The 15222-nt window shown below is 62.4% G+C and carries 15 protein-coding genes; 12 read left to right on the top strand and 3 right to left on the bottom strand.

Going from position 1 to position 15222, the window contains the following annotated elements:
* Positions 1–3 precede the first annotated feature (3 nt).
* The 5 genes from NCR98_RS17040 (at position 4) to NCR98_RS17020 (ending at position 5523) form a co-directional block, all read left to right on the top strand.
* Entirely contained in the window at positions 4–1002 is a 999-nt protein-coding gene (locus tag NCR98_RS17040) for an ABC transporter ATP-binding protein (protein WP_250526754.1), read from the top strand.
* A complete protein-coding gene (gene oppF, locus NCR98_RS17035) occupies positions 995–1987 on the top strand; it encodes a murein tripeptide/oligopeptide ABC transporter ATP binding protein OppF (RefSeq protein WP_250526753.1) in 993 nt (330 codons plus the stop codon). Before NCR98_RS17040 ends, oppF begins: the two co-directional genes overlap by 8 nt.
* Before the next feature lie 228 nt (positions 1988–2215).
* A complete protein-coding gene (locus NCR98_RS17030; protein ID WP_250526752.1) occupies positions 2216–3643 on the top strand; it encodes an OprD family outer membrane porin in 1428 nt (475 codons plus the stop codon).
* Positions 3644–3966: 323 nt separating this feature from the next.
* Positions 3967–5280 (top strand): oxalate/formate MFS antiporter, encoded by a 1314-nt coding sequence (oxlT, locus tag NCR98_RS17025; protein ID WP_250526751.1) that lies wholly within the window; start codon positions 3967–3969, stop codon positions 5278–5280.
* An 18-nt stretch (positions 5281–5298) separates the two neighbouring features.
* A complete protein-coding gene (locus tag NCR98_RS17020; RefSeq protein ID WP_250526930.1) occupies positions 5299–5523 on the top strand; it encodes a hypothetical protein in 225 nt (74 codons plus the stop codon).
* A gap of 157 nt (positions 5524–5680) precedes the next feature.
* Here the strand turns inward: NCR98_RS17020 and NCR98_RS17015 are convergent, their stop codons facing one another.
* The 3 genes from NCR98_RS17015 to hmpA all read right to left on the bottom strand — a co-directional run bounded on the left by NCR98_RS17015 (position 5681) and on the right by hmpA (position 7893).
* On the bottom strand, positions 5681–6088 hold the full coding sequence (locus tag NCR98_RS17015) for a cupin domain-containing protein (RefSeq protein ID WP_250526750.1): 408 nt from the start codon (positions 6086–6088) through the stop codon (positions 5681–5683).
* A gap of 10 nt (positions 6089–6098) precedes the next feature.
* Complete coding sequence (locus NCR98_RS17010) at positions 6099–6536, bottom strand: carboxymuconolactone decarboxylase family protein (protein ID WP_244829592.1); 438 nt, start codon at positions 6534–6536, stop codon at positions 6099–6101.
* A gap of 169 nt (positions 6537–6705) precedes the next feature.
* Positions 6706–7893 (bottom strand): NO-inducible flavohemoprotein, encoded by a 1188-nt coding sequence (hmpA, locus tag NCR98_RS17005; RefSeq protein ID WP_250510086.1) that lies wholly within the window; start codon positions 7891–7893, stop codon positions 6706–6708.
* Positions 7894–8004: 111 nt separating this feature from the next.
* Between hmpA and norR the strand changes: the two genes are divergently transcribed.
* The 7 genes from norR to NCR98_RS16970 all read left to right on the top strand — a co-directional run bounded on the left by norR (position 8005) and on the right by NCR98_RS16970 (position 15146).
* Positions 8005–9591, top strand: a complete 1587-nt coding sequence (gene norR, locus NCR98_RS17000; RefSeq protein WP_250526749.1) for a nitric oxide reductase transcriptional regulator NorR — start codon at positions 8005–8007, stop codon at positions 9589–9591.
* A gap of 427 nt (positions 9592–10018) precedes the next feature.
* A complete protein-coding gene (locus NCR98_RS16995; RefSeq protein WP_244829697.1) occupies positions 10019–10678 on the top strand; it encodes a c-type cytochrome in 660 nt (219 codons plus the stop codon).
* 13 nt (positions 10679–10691) lie between these two features.
* A complete protein-coding gene (locus NCR98_RS16990; RefSeq protein ID WP_250526748.1) occupies positions 10692–11960 on the top strand; it encodes a c-type cytochrome in 1269 nt (422 codons plus the stop codon).
* Between the two features lie 13 nt (positions 11961–11973).
* Entirely contained in the window at positions 11974–12132 is a 159-nt protein-coding gene (locus NCR98_RS16985; RefSeq protein WP_250526747.1) for a hypothetical protein, read from the top strand.
* 26 nt (positions 12133–12158) lie between these two features.
* Positions 12159–12725 carry a cupredoxin domain-containing protein gene (locus NCR98_RS16980; RefSeq protein WP_250526746.1) on the top strand — a complete coding sequence of 189 codons (567 nt, stop codon included), beginning with the start codon at positions 12159–12161 and terminating at the stop codon, positions 12723–12725.
* Complete coding sequence (locus NCR98_RS16975; protein ID WP_244829598.1) at positions 12715–14340, top strand: b(o/a)3-type cytochrome-c oxidase subunit 1; 1626 nt, start codon at positions 12715–12717, stop codon at positions 14338–14340. Before NCR98_RS16980 ends, NCR98_RS16975 begins: the two co-directional genes overlap by 11 nt.
* Positions 14337–15146 carry a c-type cytochrome gene (locus NCR98_RS16970; protein ID WP_250526745.1) on the top strand — a complete coding sequence of 270 codons (810 nt, stop codon included), beginning with the start codon at positions 14337–14339 and terminating at the stop codon, positions 15144–15146. The genes NCR98_RS16975 and NCR98_RS16970 overlap by 4 nt, the downstream gene beginning before the upstream one ends.
* Positions 15147–15222: the final 76 nt, after the last annotated feature.

Below are 15222 nucleotides of genomic sequence, written 5' to 3'. Positions count from 1 at the left end.
GTCATGCCGCTACTTCATGTCAGCGATCTTCAGGTCGAGTTCAAGACCAACGACGCCACCGTGCGCGCGGTCAACGGCGTGAACTTCACGCTGGAAGCGGGGGAAACGCTCGGTATCGTCGGCGAATCGGGTTCGGGCAAGAGCCAGAGCGTGCTCGCCATGCTTGGGCTGCTTGCATCGAACGGACGCGCGAGCGGGCAGGCGCTGTATCGCGGGGAAAATTTGCTCGGGCTGTCGGGCAAGGCGCTGAACCGCATTCGCGGCAACCGTCTCTCGATGATCTTTCAGGACCCGATGAGTTCGCTCAATCCGTACCTGAGCATCGAACGGCAGATGACCGAAGTGCTCGAACTGCACAAGAACATGACGCGCCGCGCGGCGAAAAAGCGCGCCATCGGCATGCTCGAAGCGGTACGCATCCCGGAAGCGGCGCATCGTATCGGACAATATCCGCATGAGTTGTCGGGCGGCATGCGTCAGCGCGTGATGATCGCCATGGCGCTGCTCTGCGAGCCCGAAGTGCTTTTCGCCGATGAACCGACCACCGCGCTCGACGTCACCGTGCAGGCGCAAGTGCTGCAATTGCTGCGCGATCTGCAGCGCGACTTCGGCACGTCGATCGTGTTGATCACGCACGACCTCGGCGTGGTGGCCGGTCTCTGCGAAAAGGTCATGGTGATGTACGGCGGCCGCGTGATGGAGCAGTGCGATGCGAGCACGCTGTTCGCAAAGCCGTCGCATCCGTACACCATCGGGCTCTTGCGCGCGCTGCCGCGTCTCGACAAGAGCGGCGGCGAACTGACCGGCATTCCGGGCAATCCGCCGAACATGGCGCATCCGCCCGCGGGCTGCCCGTTTCACGAACGATGCGCGCATGCCGCCGAAGACTGCGTGCAGCACGTGCCCGCGTTGCGGCCGGTCGATGGCGTGCACTGGCTGCGCGCCTGCCACCGTCCCGCCGAAGACATGATCACCCGCTATCAGGAGGCGAGCCATGTCTGATGCATCGGCCCCGACGATACTTTCCGTGCGCGATGTCCGCGTGCATTTTCAGGTGAAGTCGAAGAAGCGCTTGCCGTGGGCGCCGTCGCGCACGCTCAAGGCCGTCGACGGCGTGAGCTTCGATCTGAAGGCGGGCGAAACGCTCGGCGTGGTCGGCGAATCGGGCTGCGGCAAGTCCACGCTCTCGCGCGCCATTCTCAACCTCATTCCCGCGACCGCCGGCGATATCGTGTGGATGGGCTCGCCGTTGCGCGAAGCATCGACGCGCGAATGGCATCGCGTACGCGGCGACGTGCAGATGATCTTTCAGGACCCGCTGGCATCGCTCGATCCGCGCATGACGGTCGGGCAGATCATCGCGGAGCCTTTGCTCGAACATCGGCCGGGCATGAGCCGGCACGAGATCGACGTTAAGGTGCGCGCGTTGATGGCGAAGGTGGGTCTGCGCGAACAGATGATCAACCGCTATCCGCACGAGTTTTCGGGCGGGCAGTGTCAGCGCATCGGCATTGCGCGCGCGTTGATTGTCGAGCCGAAACTCGTGATCTGCGACGAGCCGGTGTCCGCGCTCGATGTCTCCATTCAGGCGCAAATCGTCAATTTGCTGAAGTCGCTTCAGAAGGAGATGAAGCTCTCGCTGATCTTCATCGCGCACGATCTCGCCGTGGTGCGCCATATCTCCGACCGCGTGATGGTGATGTACCTCGGCCGCGTGATGGAGCTTGCCGACAAACACGCGCTCTATGAAACGCCGCGCCATCCGTACACGCGCGCGCTGCTTTCGGCCGTGCCGGTGCCGGACCCGTCGGTCGAGCGCGCCAAGGTCGTGCAGATTCTTTCCGGCGATATTCCGAGCCCGATCGACCCGCCATCGGGCTGCGTGTTTCATACACGCTGTCCCATGGCCGAGTCGCGTTGTTCGCTCGAGACGCCCACGTTGCGCGCGTTGGCGGAGAAATCCTCCGCCGCCTGCTTCTTTGCTTGATTACATCTAAACACGTCGAATAGAGGAACCCGGAAACTCGTCATAAAGCACTATCAATTTCGCTCGCGCGCAGCATGGCGCGTCTTCTGTTCGCCCTAGCCGTTTGCCACGTTCGTCCCGACCGTTTGTATCGCCGGACGTGGCTTTTCGCATCCGTTCGTTTCGGAATCCTTCATGGATTTCGATGGAGCAATCAACAGGTTGAGTCAGTAGTTGGAGATACTTTTCATGAAAAAACAAAAACGTTCCCTCGCGCTTTCCATTTTGCTTTTCAGCGGCTTCATGGCCGCTTCGGTCGCGTCCTACGGGCAACAAGCCCCGGCACCGACCGACGATACCGACCCGCCGTCGCGGCACACCGAGGCGCCGCCTTCATCGCCGCCCAATACCGAGGCAGATGCGCCCGTGAGCAATCAGGCGAAATCGAAAGGGCTGATCGAAGACTCGCATCTGAACTTGCTCACGCGCTCTTACACCGAGCATTTCGAAGCGAAGGGCGCGGAGAAGAAGGACGCGTGGGTGCTCGGCGAGCAAGCGGTATTCGAATCGGGTTACACGCGCGGTCTCGTCGGTCTCGGTTTCGATCTGACGATGTTCGGCGCGCTCAAGCTCAACGGCGGCAGCGGCGCGGGCAACCGCGTGCGAATTGGCGCGCCGGGCGAAGCGGGGCGCACGCAACTCGCGTGGGCGTATCCCGGCGTGTGGGACGTGAAGGCGCGTGTTTCGAACACCGTGTTCAAGTATGGCCAGCAACTCTTCGATAACCCGTTTCTCGTGCCGCACGACAATCGCGCGCTGCCGCCGACATATCGCGGCTTCTCGCTTGCCAGCGACGAGATCAAGAATCTGACCTTGAAGGCCGGTACCGTGGATGGCGTGATCGCGCGCGGCATGGCGAGCGTTACGGGCCTGACCACCGAGTACGGCGGCACGCACATGTCGCAGTTCACGTATTTCGGCGGCGACTGGACCCATGGCGACGATACCGCCGTCACGCTCTACGGCAGCGTCGCGAACAACGTGTGGCAGCAGTACTACCTCTCGGCGACGCAAAGTATCGGCGACCCGAAAACCGTGCGCTGGACCGGCGCGCTGAACTACTACTACACGGGCGCGATCGGCGACAAGCGCCAAGGCTCGATCAACAACAACGCGTACAGCCTGGCGCTTGCCGGCACGCACGGCGCGCATACGCTTCAATTCGCATTTCAGCAGATTGCAAGCGATCAGTTCTTCGACTACGTGGGCCAATCCGCGGGCGACTATCTCTCGAATTCGCTGGATGTCGACTACAACGCGCCGCACGAAAAGTCCGTGAGTCTGTCGTATTCGCTCAACATGAAGGAGTACGGCGTGCCCGGCCTGAAGTTCACGCTGTGGGGCGCGTATGGCTGGGACGCGGATGCGACAGCCATGGCCAACCAATATGCCAACCCGGATAGCAGCCAGCACGGGCTTTACTGGAAGGACGGGCAGCCGGTGCATGGCACGCACTATGAAATTGGCGTGATACCGAGCTATACGGTGCCGGACGGCAAGTTCAAGAACACGTCGGTCAAGTTCTACTACATGCACCATCACGGCAGCCAATACTATTCGGACGGAACGAGCGACGTGTATCGACTCATGGTCAACGTCCCAGTGAACGTGTTCTGACGAGAAGGGAGAAGCCTACAAAATCTCCTCTTTACATTACGTATAGCTTTCATTTATAAAGAGAGTGCGTGTTGCGGATTGCCATGTCTCGCCCACGCCCATCGCCCGGCAGCCTCGTGACTGCCGGGCTTTTTTTCGTCCGTTCAATGCGCGGCGGTAAGCTTTCATGCGCTTACGGTATGCATTGTCCTAAGTGAAAACCCCGCCGTTTCTTTCGCTTGACTTACTTGATATATCAAATACTGTGTATATGCGATGGCGGTCGAAGCGTCATCGCAGGAGGCGCCGCTCGGCGTCCGATTACACAAGGCAAGGAGACATGCATGGGAACCGACCGGATGGATCGCGAGACGGAGACGTCGCGCCTGGCGTCGCCGTGGGTGCAGTTGGTGTTCGGCGTGATTTGCATGGCGATGATCGCCAACATGCAGTACGGGTGGACGCTCTTCGTCAATCCGATCGACGAGAAGTATCACTGGGGCCGTGCATCGATTCAGGTCGCGTTCACTATCTTCGTGGTTACCGAGACGTGGCTCGTGCCCGTGGAGGGGTATCTCGTCGACAAATACGGTCCGCGTCCTGTCGTCGTGTGCGGCGGCTTGCTGTGCGCGATTGCCTGGGCGATCAACTCGGTGGCGTCGTCACTGCCGCTCTTGTACTTCGCGGCGGCGGTGGGCGGCATCGGCGCGGGCGCGGTGTATGGAACATGCGTCGGTAACGCGCTCAAGTGGTTCCCCGAGCGACGCGGCCTCGCGGCGGGCATCACGGCGGCGGGCTTCGGCATGGGATCGGCCGCGACTGTCGTGCCGATTGCGCACATGATCAAGTCGAGCGGATACGAAGCCACGTTCCTCTGGTTCGGACTCGGTCAGGGACTCGTGGTGTTCCTGCTCGGCATGGCGCTTTACGCGCCGCCCGCGCAGATGCTCGCCGCGGTCAAGAGCAAGTTGAAGCGCGCCGTCTACAACGCGAGCCCGAAGCAGGTGTTGAGTTCGCCGATCTTCTGGGTGATGTACATCATGTTCGTGATGATGGCCGCCGGCGGATTGATGGCGACCGCGCAACTCGGGCCAATCGCGAAGGATTTCGGGTTGCACGATTCGCCCGTGTCGCTGCTTGGCCTGACGTTGCCGGCGCTGACTTTTGCGCTGACCATCGACCGCGTGCTCAATGGCTTGACGCGACCGTTTTTCGGTTGGGTATCGGACCGTATCGGGCGCGAGAACACCATGTTCATCGCCTTTGCGATCGAAGCGGTGGGCATCGTCGCGTTATCGCGATACGGGCAGAGTCCGGTGGCGTTCGTGGTGCTGACGGGTATCGTGTTCTTCGCGTGGGGGGAAATCTACAGCCTCTTTCCCGCGACGTGCGGCGATACCTTCGGCCCGAAGTTCGCGGCCACCAATGCCGGATTGCTGTACACGGCGAAGGGAACGGCTGCGTTGCTGGTGCCGTTCTCGAGCGTGATCACATCGATGACGGGAAGCTGGCACGCGGTCTTCATGCTGGCGGCGGGCATGGCGGCAATATCCGCGCTGCTCGCGCTCTTCGTACTCAAGCCGATGCGCAATGCCCATTCGCAGAAGCATGCGCACGCGGCGGGGTTGGAGATGGGGTATTCGCCGGTGAAGGAGTAGAGCGCAAGGCGCGGGCGGGTGGCGTTAGGCGTCGCCCGTCTCGTCTCGTTGGTGCTTTATCGCATGGTGCATCAGCATGGCGGCGACGGCTTCGGGCGCCTCTCGAAGAAGCGAATGAAGCGCCAAGTCGGCGCACCCGCGCCGACGCTAGAACCGCATGCCCATGTTGCACATGCCGAAGCCAATGCCATTGGTGGCGAAGCCGGCGCATCCCAGAATGCCGCATCCGCCAAGCGCGGATAAGACTGCGAAAACCGCGGCGGCGGCAAGAAAAGTACGAACCTGCTTCATGATGTCGAAACGGAATAAACGTGGCGCCGCGATTGTCGCTCAATGGCTAGGCACGTTTGTCACAAAGCGTGAATGCCGAATGAATCACGCTTAACCGCCAGGACATCGCTCAATGCGGAATCGGCAGCTTGACCGGATCGCCGTCGCCTGCCACCGCAAAGACCAGCAGCTTCGCCGGCTTGGTCGCGCTCGCATTCTTCGATACGAGGTGATGCGCGCCGGGCGGCTCGTACCACGATTCGCCCGGCCCGTAGGTCTTCGGGGACGACCCTTCGAGTTGCGACGTGACATGACCTTCCAGCACATACGCGAAGATCGAGCCAGGGTGCATATGCGCCTCGGATGCCTGCCCCGGCTTATACGAGACAGTCGCCATCAGCACGTTCTTGCCCGCGATCTCGGGAATCGCCTGCTTCATCACGGGCGTGACGACTTCCGCGGCTGCATCGTGCGCGAACACCCTGGACGCGCTCAACGCCAGCGCCGCCGTCAACATCATGATCTTGCGAAGGTTCATGGCTTTTACCTCACGCGGGAATCTTGCGAAACGCGATTGAAAAGCGGTTCCAGCTATTGATCGCGGCGATGAGCAGCGTCAGATCGACGATTTCCTCGTCGCTGAAGTGCGGCTTCACGGCGGTCCAGACGGCATCGGGTACGTGCTCCTCGGACACGAGCGTGAGCGCCTCGGTCCATTCCAGCGCGGCACGTTCGCGGTCGGTGAAGAACGGCGTTTCGCGCCAGACGACGACCGTCGCCAGCCGGCGATCCGTTTCGCCGCCCTTGCGCGCGTCGGTGGTGTGCATGTCGACGCAAAACGCGCAGCCGTTGATCTGCGATGCGCGCAGGCGCACCAGCTCGGTCAGCGATTTCTCGAGTCCGCATTTAGCGATGCGCTCTTCGACACCAACGAGCGCCTTGATCGCGGCGGGGCTGGCTTTGTAGAAGTCGAGACGTGATTCCATGATGATTTCCTCTTCGCTTGGGGTTTGAAAGAGCGTCCTGAGTGACGCGACAGATGTAGATTAGTCGCCGGATTGGTTTTATGAAATGGCCGATTTTTGGTAATTTCAGGTGACCAGCGCCGGATCAAAAAAAGCCCGAGACGATGAGTCGCGGGCTCGATGACAGCGCTCATTCCAGCGCGGAAGCCGGTCCGAAAAACTCGTAGCGGCTCTGCGCATCCGGCACGCCGAGCGTCTTCAGATGCTTTTTCACCGCCTTCATGAAGGGCTTCGGCCCGAGAAAATAGGCATCGACGTCGCGAGTCACGGGCAGCCATCGCGCGAGCAGGGTTTCATCGACAAAACCAGTGCCGTGCGCTTCCTGGTCGCCATCGCGCTGCTGCTCATAGCAGTAGAAACGCTTCAGTTGCGGATGCCGCGTCGCCAGCTCATCCACCACCTCGCGAAACGCGTGCACGCCGCCGTGGCGCGCCGAATGAATGAAGTGCACCGGCCGATTCGGATTGGCGGCGAGCGCGGCATGCAGCATGGCAAGCGTCGGCGTGATCCCGACGCCACCGCTGATCAGCACGAGCGGCTTCTCGTTATGTTCGAGCCTGAAGTCGCCAGCGGGCGGATAAAGCTCGATGACATCGTTTTCACGTACGTTCGCATGCAGAAAACCGGACACGCGGCCGTTCGCTTCGCGCTTTACGCTGATGCGGTACTCGCGACCATTCGGCGCGGCGGACAGCGAGTAGTTGCGGCGCATTTCTTCGCCATCGATATAAACGCGCAGCCCGATGTATTGGCCCGGATGAAAGTCGAGCAGGGCGCCGCTATCTTCGGGCACGAGATAGAACGACACGATCTCCTCGCTCTCCGCGACCTTGCGCGTGACCACGAATCGCCGCGTGCCGCGCCAGCCGCCCGGCGCCTTCTCGCGTTCGCTGTACATGCCTTCTTCCAAGCCGATCAAAAGATCCGCGAGTTGCCGATACGCGGCGGACCATGCCTCGATCACGGCATCGGTGGCGATTTCCTCGCCGAGCACTTCGCGGATCGACCTGAGCAGGCAGCGTCCCACGACCGGATAATGTTCCGGGCGGATATCGAGCGCGACGTGCTTATTGATGATCTGCCCGACGAGTCCGCCGAGCTGTTCCAGTTGGTCGATGTGCCGCGCGTACATCAAGACGCCGTTGGCAAGGGCACGCTGCTGCGCGCCGCTCGCCTGATGCGCCTGGTTGAACATCGGACGCACTTCGGGATTCTCGTCGATGAGCATTTTGTAGAAGTGCGTGGTGAGCGCCTCGCCGCCGCTTTCCAGAAGCGGCACGGTGGCTTTGACGATGGCGCGGTGTTCGGGTGACAGCATGGTCGGAGTCCTCGTTCCAGGGCGAAGCAGGGAGCGCTTCGTCTCGCAATTTGCAATACAGGTTCCGTGCCAGAGTAGAATTATCGTTAAATCAATTGCTTACCTTCGCATATGGTCGATTCGACTCTAGTCAGAAAGACTGCTGAAGTAGTCGCAATGACTTCGCGTGTATTGCTCGACGCGCTCGTTCCGCTGATCGAAGACCTCTCGCACGAGATGCCGGACACCGAGCGCTATCGTCGCCTTTTGCGTACGCTGCGCGCGCTTTTTCCGGGCGACGCCGCCGCGCTCTTGCGACTCGATGGCGACATGCTCGTGCCGCTCGCGATCGACGGGTTATCTGGCGATACGCTCGGCAGGCGCTTCCGCGTCGGCGATCATCCGCGTTTTGCCCGCATCCTCGCGCGCAGCGAACCGACGCGCTTCGCCGCCAACTCCGATCTGCCCGATCCTTATGACGGCCTCGTCAAGGGCGTGGACGGTCATCTCGAAGTACACGATTGCCTCGGCTGCACGCTTTTCATCGACGAACGGCCTTGGGGTTTGCTCACACTCGACGCACTCGATCCCGCGCGCTTCGACGACATCGACATGGCTTCGCTTCAGGCGTTTCTCAGTCTCGCGGCGGCGACCGTGAGTGTGGCCGAACGCATCGATACGCTCGCGCGCACGGGCGAAGCCGAACGGCAGCGCGCGGAGTCGTATCGGCAGGCGAACGGGACGCGTCGCCGCGAGATGATCGGCAATAGCGAGCCGCACAAGCGCTTGCTGGAAGACATCGCGATCGTCGCTACGAGCGAGCTGACCGTGCTCATTACCGGTGAAACGGGCGTCGGCAAGGAACTCGTCGCGAGCGAGATTCATGCGCTCTCGTCGCGGGCCGACAAGCCGCTCGTGAGCCTCAATTGCGCGGCGCTGCCGGATACGCTCGTCGAAAGCGAACTCTTCGGGCACGTGCGCGGTGCATTCTCGGGCGCGTCGTTGGACCGGCGCGGCAAATTCGAACTGGCCGACGGCGGCACGCTTTTTCTCGATGAAGTCGGCGAACTGCCGCTCGCCGTGCAGGCCAAGCTCTTGCGCGTGCTGCAGAACGGGCAGTTGCAGCGCATTGGGTCGGACAGCGAGCATAAGGTCGATGTGCGGCTCATCGCCGCGACCAATCGCGATCTCGTCGAGGAAGTCCGGGCGGGACGGTTTCGCGCGGATTTTTATCATCGGTTGTCGGTTTATCCGCTCGTCGTGCCGCCGTTGCGTGAGCGCGGACGCGACGTCCTGTTGCTCGCGGGCTTCTTTCTGGAGGAGAACCGCGCGCGGCTCGGCCTTCTGAGCCTGCGCCTTTCCGCCGATGCGCAAGCCGCGCTGCTCGCTTACGACTGGCCGGGAAATGTCCGCGAACTCGAGCATCTGATCGCGCGCAGCGCATTGAAGGCGCTCGCGGGCGTGCGCGAACGTCCGCGCATCCTGACGCTTACCGCCGCCGACTTCGGTCTCGCCGACACCACGCGCACCGCGTCACCGGGCGCGCCGCCGACACCTGCCGCCGGCGTCGATTTCCGCGAAGCCGTCACCGCCTACGAACGCACGATCGTCCTCGATGCGCTCGCGCGTAACGGGCAGAACTGGGCATCGACGGCGCGTGAGCTTGGCGTCGACCGGGCAAATCTCAATCGTCTCGCGCGCCGCCTCGGGCTCAAGTAAGCGCGCAAATATTTTTCTCGAAAATCTTCACGCGGACGCGCAAAGCGTTTATTGGTGAGGCTAGGCAAGACGGCATGGCGTGGTTACGCATCTCAAAATAATGCGGTTCATTGATCTGGCGCAAACAGCGATCACTCGATCCGCACGCAGCAAACGCGCGGATTGAGACAATCTGCAGGCTGGGAAAAACGGTTGGGCTCTTCTAAGATCAGAAGTGCAAAAACGACGATCCACCGATACAACCACCCGACAATCATCAGCAGTACGAGCATTGCATTGCACTGAACAACAAGCGCCGGCGACCGCATTGACGTGCACGTCCGGCTGATCGAACACGGCAACTCGAAACGGGGGATACGTGGGAAACGTGGGATACGTGACTAAGCGCACCGCACTCCTGTTGTCCACGCTATTGGCATTCGCGAGCATGGGCGCATTCGCGGCGGAGCCGGCGCTCGAGCGCGCCCCGGACACCATGCAGGCCCGCGTCATGGGCTGCGCCGCCTGTCACGGCGCGCAGGGCGAAGGCACCGGCAACGACTACTTCCCGCGTCTTTCGGGCAAGCCCGCAGGCTATCTGTACAACCAGTTACTCGCGTTTCGGGACGGGCGCCGCAAGTATCCGCCGATGAACTATCTGCTCGCGTATCTACCGGATGCGTATCTCAGGCAGATCGCCGATTACTTCGCGGGCGAGCGTCCGCCATTCCCGCCGCCGAGCGCCGTCACGGCCGATACGAAGACGCTCGATTACGGCAAGGCGCTCGTCACGAAGGGCGATTCCGCGCGCAACGTGCCCGCATGCGTGAGTTGCCACGGCGGCGCGATGACCGGCATGGAGCCCGCCATTCCCGGCTTGCTCGGCTTGCACGCCGACTACATCAGCGCGCAACTCGGGGCATGGCGCTACGGCACGCGCACGACCATCGCGCCCGACTGCATGCGCCACGTCGCGCAGCAGTTGAGCGAGCGCGATATCACCGCCATCGCCGCGTTCCTCGCGTCGTTGCCCGCGCCGCCCGATGTGTCGCCGGTCGCGGCCGGAAGCCTCAAGATGCCGCTCGCTTGCGGCAGCGTCCATAACTAACCGAGGAACCGACGTGCTTCGATTCCGACAACTTGGGACGCTTGCCTTGGCGGTGTTCTTTGCGGCCTGCGCCGTATCGGCGGGCAACGCGTCTGCACAGACGAAGAGTGCCGATGCCGCCACGGTCCAGCGCGGCGAATACCTCGCGCGCGCGGGCGATTGCATCGCGTGCCATACGTTGCCCGCTGGCAAGACCTTCGGCGGCGGCCGTCCCATGGATACGCCGTTCGGCACGCTCTTCACGCCGAACATTTCGTCGGACAAGGAAACCGGACTCGGCAACTGGACCGCCGACGAGTTCTATCGAATGATGCACACCGGCCGCTCGAAGGACGGCTCGCTGCTCTATCCGGCCATGCCGTTCACGTCCTACACCAAGGTCACGCGCGCCGACTCCGACGCCATTTATGCGTTTCTCATGTCCACGCCGCCCGTGCATCAGCCGAACCGGCCGCATGAACTGCGCTTTCCGTTCAACCGGCGCGAACTGCTGATCGGCTGGCGCTCGCTCTTTTTCAGGGAGGCCGAATATCGGCCGGACCCGAAGCAATCGGTGGAATGGAATCGCGGCGCGTATCTCGTCGAAGGACTCGGGCATTGCTCGATGTGCCATACCGCGATCAACGCGCTCGGCGGCAATGTCGCGTCGAAGGCATTCGAAGGCGGCCTGATCCCGATTCAGAACTGGTACGCGCCCTCGCTTACGTCGAACAAGGAAGCGGGCTTGGGCGACTGGAGTATCGACGAAATCGTGGACTTGCTGCACGCGGGCGTCTCGCATCGCGGCGCGGTGTATGGACCGATGGCCGAAGTGGTCTACGACAGCCTGCAATATCTTTCCGAAGACGACGTGCGCGCGATGGCCGTCTATCTCAAGGCGTTGCCCGCGCGCTCCGGCGATAAGTCCGAGCCGCCGACCCAGGCCGTGGTCGAACAGCGCACGAATCTCTCGCCGCTCGGCAAGAAGATTTATGACGCCCAATGCGCCGAATGTCACGCGGCCCAGGGCCAGGGCAAGCCGCCCGATTTTCCGCCGCTCGCGAACAATCAGTCCATCGTCATGAACTCGGCCGTGAACCCTATCCGCATGGTGCTGAACGGCGGCTATCCACCCGGCACGTTCAAGAATCCGCGTCCATACGGCATGCCGCCGTTCGCGCAGTCGCTGTCCGACGTGGAGGTCGCGGCGGTCGTCACGTATATCCGCACCGCGTGGGGCAATCGCGGCGCGCCGGTGACGGTGAAGGAAGTCAACGAGCTGCGCTCCGCGCCGCTTTATTGAGGATCGACGACACATGAACGAAGACCCGAACGAAGACGCGCGGCTCGAGGAAATAGTCAAGAGCGGCCCCGCCGGCGCGCTCGCGCTCGCGGGTATCTCCACCGCGATCGTCATCGGACTGTGGTTCGTCTTTTACTTCGCCGTGTTCTTGCCGCGCGGGGTGATTCAGTGATCGTGATTCGTCGAGGCGGCAGATAAATGGCCATTTCCGAGGGTTCGCATGAAGTCGCCGAGCGCGTCGAAAAACGCTGGGCAATGCTTGTCATGGCGATCGTCGTCGTGCTCGTCGCGATGGTGGTCTACACCGGCATCCACTGGGCAATGATGCCGCCTTCGCGCGTCGAGACCGTGCGCCCTGAATCGCTGCATGTATCGGGCGAATTCATCGAAAGCAATCTCGGCAGCGCGCCCGAGGCGGATGGCTCGGTGACGGTGCGGATCGTCGCGCAGCAGTATTCCTTCACGCCGCAATGTCTCGTGGTGCCCGCAGGCGTGCCGGTTACGTTCCGCGCGACGAGTTCGGACGTGGTGCATGGCTTTCTGATCGAGAACACCAACATCAATTCGATGCTCGAACCCGGTTACGTCTCGACCTTCAAGACGACCTTCAACCAACCCGGCGAGCACCTGATGCCATGCCACGAATACTGCGGCACCGGGCATCAGAACATGTGGGCGCATGTGAAAGTGGTGGATCGCGCCGAGTTCATGCAGATGGCCGCGCAATTGCCGGCCAATTCGCGGAGAGTGTCCTGTGTTAAATAGCAAGCGCCTCGTCCTCGCGCATTTCTGGCTGGCGTTCATCGCCTTCGGTGTCGCGCTTTTGCTCGGCGCGTGGCAGATGCTGGTGCGCAGTCCGCTGCATCCGTGGCTGCAGAATCCGGAGCTTTACTACCGCTCGGTGACGGCGCACGGCTCGGCCATGGGCTACGTGTTTCCGACCCTGATCGCCATGGGCTTCGGCTATGCGGTAAGCGAACTGGCGCTGAAGCGCCCGCTCGTCGGAAAGCGTTGGGCGTGGCTCGGCTTCTGGCTCGTCGCCATAGGCTCCGTCACCGCGATGGCGCCTGTCGCCATGGGTCTTGCGTCGGTGCTCTACACCTTCTATCCGCCGATGATCGGCAACGCGTTCTATTACATTGGCGTGGTGCTGGTGGTCGTGGGCTCGTGGATCTGGGTCGCGCTGATGTCGGTGAACCTCGCGGCGTGGAAGCGCGACAATCGCGGCAAGCCGGTGCCGCTCGCCATGTTCGCGACCGTCGCGGGCGCTTATTTGTGGGGCTGGACGGCGGTGGGCGCGGCCATCGAAGTGCTGTTCATGATTCTGCCGGTGGCGCTCGGCCTCAAGCACACCATCGACGCGGGACTTGCGCGCGTGTTCTTCTCGTGGACGCTGCACGCTATCGTCTATTTCTGGCTGATGCCCGCGTATATCGCGTATTACACGATCATTCCGCGCGCCATCGGCGGGCGTCTTTACAGCGACGCGATGGCGCGCATCTCCTTCATTCTGTTTCTCGTGGTGTCGATGCCCATCGGCATTCACCATCTGTTCGCCGATCCGCAAGTCGGCTCGGGCTTCAAGTTCATGCATTCGGTGTTCACGGCGCTGGTCGCGGTGCCGACGCTCTTGACCGTGTTCACCATCTGCGCGTCGGTGGAGATCGCGGCGCGGTTGCGCGGCGGCAAGGGCGCGCTCGGGTGGATCAAGGCGCTGCCCTGGTCCAATCCCATGATGCTCGCCGTCGCCTTCTCCTTCGTGATGCTCGGCTTCGGCGGCGCGGGCGGGCTCATCAACATGAGTTATCAGCTCGACTCGACCGTGCACAACACGCAATGGGTGACGGGGCATTTTCATCTGATCTTCGCGGGCGCCATCGTCATCATGTACTTCGCGATCGCCTACGATCTGTGGCCGCATCTCACCGGCCGCGCGCTGCAAAACCTGAAGCTGATGCGCTGGCAGTTGTGGCTGTGGTTCGTCGGCATGATCGTGCTGACGTTCCCGTGGCATTACGTCGGCGTGCTCGGCATGCCGCGACGCATGGCCTTCTACGATTACACGGACCCTGCTATCGCGGCGCAGGCCGTGTCCGTGATCGTCTCGGTGATCGGCGGGTTCATTCTCGTGGTCTCGGCGGTGCTGTTCTTCATCGTGCTCATACAGGCGCATCGCGCGCCGCGCGTGACGGTCGAGGAATTCCGCTTCAGCCGCGCGTTGCATGAGCCGCGCAGCATACCGGTGGCGTTGAACAGCTTCGCGCTGTGGCTCGTGCTGATGATCGGCCTCACGCTCGTCAACTACGGTTATCCCATCGCGCAGCTTCTCTCGCGGCCGGATACCGCCGTGCCCGCGGTTCCCATCGGAGCGCAGCGATGAGCGACGAACGCCTCTTCACCTTCAGGAACCGCTGGTTCGCGACGAGCGTGCTGGGGATGATCGGCATCGCGGTGGTGTCGGCGCTGATCGGCTTCGTGTGGCTGCCTTCGGTGCATCGCGACGAGCCTTTCACGGGCGTCTGGAACGCCATCTGCAGCGCGGCGGGCGTGCCGCGCAGCTGGTACGCGGGCGAGGGCGGAAAGACCGTCGAGCCGACCGTCACGCTCACGGGTGTCGAAGTCACGCCGCAGTTGCTCGTGAACGTCAACGCGAGCGCGGTTGGACGCGGCGCGACGCTGGCTCTGCGCTGCACGATGTGTCACGGTGAGCGCGGCATGAGCGAGGCCAATTCGCCGAATCTCGCGGGTCAGTATGCGTCGGTGATCTACAAACAGTTGATCGATTTTCAGAAGGGCGCGCGCAATAACGCGGTGATGTCGCCGATGGCCGTGAATCTCTCCGATCAAGACATGCGCGATCTTGCCGCTTACTACGCGAGCTTGCCGAGGCCGCCCGCGCAGCGCAAGGTGAGCGCGTCGCTCGCGCCTTCGATCGTTTCCCACGGTGCGCCGATGCGCAACATCGCGCCCTGCGCGACGTGTCACGGCGGTATCGACAGCAAGGCGGGCAGCCCGTGGCTCGACGGCTTGCCGGCCGCTTATACGAAGGCGCAGTTGACCGCTTTTGCCAATGGCACGCGCACCAACGATATCAACGAAGTCATGCGCAACGTGGCGCGCAACATGACGCCGGACGAGATCGAAGCCGCGGCGGCTTACCATGCGCGGGAGCTGGACGGGCATTGAGCGGCTGCAACTGCACGCTATCGCCGTTCGGGAAGCAGGGGTTTCGTTGCCGCGCTGGTTCGGTTTCTGTATCGTG

This window comes from Caballeronia sp. GAWG2-1, assembly GCF_023631405.1.
In the GTDB taxonomy this organism is placed as follows: domain Bacteria; phylum Pseudomonadota; class Gammaproteobacteria; order Burkholderiales; family Burkholderiaceae; genus Caballeronia.
This window is presented reverse-complemented; position numbering and strand designations above follow the sequence as displayed.

What these genes read in the sequence shown, in the direction of transcription:
- NCR98_RS16995 (WP_244829697.1), top strand. Translation starts at nt 10,019, where the DNA reads ATGGGCGCATTCGCGGCGGAGCCGGCGCTCGAGCGCGCCCCGGACACC.
- NCR98_RS16985 (WP_250526747.1), top strand. Translation starts at nt 11,974, where the DNA reads ATGAACGAAGACCCGAACGAAGACGCGCGGCTCGAGGAAATAGTCAAG.
- norR (WP_250526749.1), top strand. Translation starts at nt 8,005, where the DNA reads ATGGTCGATTCGACTCTAGTCAGAAAGACTGCTGAAGTAGTCGCAATG.
- NCR98_RS16970 (WP_250526745.1), top strand. Translation starts at nt 14,337, where the DNA reads ATGAGCGACGAACGCCTCTTCACCTTCAGGAACCGCTGGTTCGCGACG.
- NCR98_RS17040 (WP_250526754.1), top strand. Translation starts at nt 4, where the DNA reads ATGCCGCTACTTCATGTCAGCGATCTTCAGGTCGAGTTCAAGACCAAC.
- oppF (WP_250526753.1), top strand. Translation starts at nt 995, where the DNA reads ATGTCTGATGCATCGGCCCCGACGATACTTTCCGTGCGCGATGTCCGC.
- NCR98_RS16980 (WP_250526746.1), top strand. Translation starts at nt 12,159, where the DNA reads ATGGCCATTTCCGAGGGTTCGCATGAAGTCGCCGAGCGCGTCGAAAAA.
- oxlT (WP_250526751.1), top strand. Translation starts at nt 3,967, where the DNA reads ATGGGAACCGACCGGATGGATCGCGAGACGGAGACGTCGCGCCTGGCG.
- hmpA (WP_250510086.1), bottom strand. Translation starts at nt 7,893, where the DNA reads ATGCTGTCACCCGAACACCGCGCCATCGTCAAAGCCACCGTGCCGCTT.
- NCR98_RS17010 (WP_244829592.1), bottom strand. Translation starts at nt 6,536, where the DNA reads ATGGAATCACGTCTCGACTTCTACAAAGCCAGCCCCGCCGCGATCAAG.
- NCR98_RS17030 (WP_250526752.1), top strand. Translation starts at nt 2,216, where the DNA reads ATGAAAAAACAAAAACGTTCCCTCGCGCTTTCCATTTTGCTTTTCAGC.
- NCR98_RS17015 (WP_250526750.1), bottom strand. Translation starts at nt 6,088, where the DNA reads ATGAACCTTCGCAAGATCATGATGTTGACGGCGGCGCTGGCGTTGAGC.